The organism is Streptomyces sp. NPDC051555 (assembly GCF_044454405.1).
Classification (GTDB): Bacteria; Actinomycetota; Actinomycetes; order Streptomycetales; family Streptomycetaceae; genus Streptomyces.
The window spans coordinates 1-2,425 of the sequence record NZ_JBITDP010000095.1 but is presented as its reverse complement, the minus strand read 5'-3'; the positions used below and the strand labels follow the sequence as shown (position 1 = coordinate 2,425).

Below are 2,425 nucleotides of genomic sequence, written 5' to 3'. Positions count from 1 at the left end.
GGACGGTCTTGTGCTCCATCGGGACCGGAGGCCGTCCGTTCGCTCCACGACGTCCGGCCGCCCGATCCTCCCGGACGCGGAGCTCGTACTTCTTCAGCTTCTCCTGGTGTGCCTCGGTCTCGGCAGCCAGACGCTTCTCGGCGCGGGCCACCATCCGCTCGGCGGCTGCGACCTTGATCCGGATCTCGGTGGGTGAGGGCAGAGCTCGTTCATGCAGTCTGTCCCTGGCCAAGCGGGCCCGGGTGAGCCGGTCGCACAGCCGAGACAGAAGAGGCCAGCTGTCGCGCTCCTCCTCGGCGTTGCCCTGTGTCGGGCTATCTGCCTCGACGCCCCGCGCGTGGTCGACGGCCTCCTCCATCAGGAATGGATCTCGTTCTCGCACTGGGAGACGATCTCCTCCAGCCGCTGGAGCCGCTGGTTGGCGTCGCGGGATGCGTTCGCCTCCATCGGTGAGCCGTCCACGGCCACCGCCGACAGATCGACCAGGCCACGGCGGCCGCACAGCGACAGCACTTGCACGAACAGCGCGTTCAAGGCGGCGCGGTGGCGTCGTACGAAGCGTGCGACGGTGGAGTGGTCCACTCGGCGGTTCGCGGTGATGATCCGGCAGCCCATGTCGTCCCAGCGCGCCTGCTCGATGCGACGGGAGGAGCGTATTCCCTTGCTGTAGCAGTACAGGAGCAGCGCGACCAGGTTCGGTGGCGGGTAGGCGGCCCCTCCTGTCAACGGCTGTGAGACTCGGGGTGGCCGGTCTGGGATCGGCTGCCAGGGTGGAGTCGGTCGTCCCGCCGCGTGGTGACTCATGTCAATGGTGGCCCCAAGAGGGTGCCCTCAAGTGGACTTGTCCGACGTGGTGGGAGCCGGCGCCGCCCTGGCCCACCTCGGTGTCCTGATCAGGAGATTGCCCGCCGTTCACGGCGTGGCCCGTCACAGTCCTGGCCCGGAGTGACTCTTGCCCAGACCGACGTCGGCCGTCAGCGGCCGAACCGTTGGTTCCTGGACTGAAAGGCACCCGACCACCGTGACGATCGTCGCGCACAGCTACCCGTACGTCATAGGCGTAGACACCCACGCCCGCAACCATGTCTTGGCCGTCCTGGCCGCGCCCGCCGGCGAACTGCTCGATACGGCTGAGTTCCCCACGAGCAAGGCCGGCATGACCCGGGCGGTTGCCTCGGCTGCTCGCCGCACCGGCGGCGACCTCGCCGCACTGTGGGTCATGGAATGCATCGCGACCTTCGGCGCCCAGTTCGCCCGCACCGTCACCGAGGCCGGCTATCAGGTCATCGAAGCACCTCAGACGGGGGTTCATCGCGGCAAGGGCAAATCGGACCCGATCGACGCGCGGCGCATGGCCGAGGCCGCGCTCCCGCTCGAGGAACACGAGTTACGCCACCCCCGTGCTGACGAGGGAGAACGTGCCGCGTTGCGGGTGCTGGTGACCGCCAGAGACCAGATGACCAATGAGCGGACCGCCAACGTCAACGCGCTGACCGCGTTGGTTCGCGTCGTGGACCTCGGTATCGATGGGCGTCGGGCGCTGACAGGTCAACAAATTCGCGAGGTCTCCCGCTGGCGCACCCGTGACGAGCCCGTCGCTACCATGACCGCTCGCGGAGAAGCCGTGCGCCTGGCCAAGCGCACCGTCGCGCTCGACGAGGAACTGAGCGCCAACGCGAAGTCGATGACAGCGCTGGTGCGCGCAACACCGGCCGCAGGGCTGCTGGACAAGCCCGGGATCGGCCCCGTCACCGCAGCTGTTGTGATGGCTGCCTGGTCACACCGCGGGCGGGTGCGCTCCGAAGCCGCGTTCGCCTGTCTGGCCGGCGTCAACCCGATCCCTGCGTCCTCGGGAAACACCGTCCGCCACCGGCTCAACCGCGGCGGAGACAGACGCCTGAACCAGGCACTGCACATGGCCACGGTCAGCCGCATGATCCACGACCCCGACACCCGCGCATACGTCGAACGTCGGCGCGCTGAAGGCCGCACCACCAAAGAGATTCGCCGAAGCCTCAAGCGCTATCTCGCACGCCAGATCTACCGCCACCTCAACGCCGCCGATGTCCCACCCGCATCCACTTGCGGGTCATAGGAGAGTCCTCGTAGCGCTCCCCGCCCGTCAGCGCGGTGACTGTCCTCGAACGCCGAAAGGCCAAGCTGTTCGATGATGTCAAGTACCTTCCAGCACAGGTGCTCGGGTGGCAGCCACTCCCGCACATCCCGCGGCATCTCAAGATCGCGGTCACGGTCGCATGACAAGAAATTCCGACCCACCAGTCAAGATTCCGACGCTCGTGTGATCTCCGGAACCGAACAGCGAATCGCTCTTGACCTTCGCTGGGCGGGGGTCCTGCGACAGCCTCCGGCCCGCCCGGCAGCCGCACCGAAACCGTCCCGACCCGGCCCCGGACGACCCTCGGGA

General features: G+C 67.8%; 3 protein-coding genes. 1 reads left to right on the top strand and 2 read right to left on the bottom strand.

All coding sequences use genetic code 11. The features are described from left to right. Window positions 1-358: hypothetical protein (locus tag ACIBEA_RS44390; protein ID WP_399270243.1), on the bottom strand; the 358-nt coding region annotated here is incomplete at its 3' end. Then, complete coding sequence (locus tag ACIBEA_RS44385; RefSeq protein ID WP_399270241.1) at window positions 358-726, bottom strand: transposase; 369 nt, start codon at window positions 724-726, stop codon at window positions 358-360. The genes ACIBEA_RS44385 and ACIBEA_RS44390, both read right to left, overlap by 1 nt. Window positions 727-1,021: 295 nt before the next feature. Between ACIBEA_RS44385 and ACIBEA_RS44380 the strand changes: the two genes are divergently transcribed. Then, window positions 1,022-2,095: an IS110 family transposase gene (locus ACIBEA_RS44380; RefSeq protein WP_399270239.1), complete on the top strand. Its 1,074-nt coding sequence runs from the start codon at window positions 1,022-1,024 to the stop codon at window positions 2,093-2,095. Window positions 2,096-2,425 lie beyond the last annotated feature (330 nt).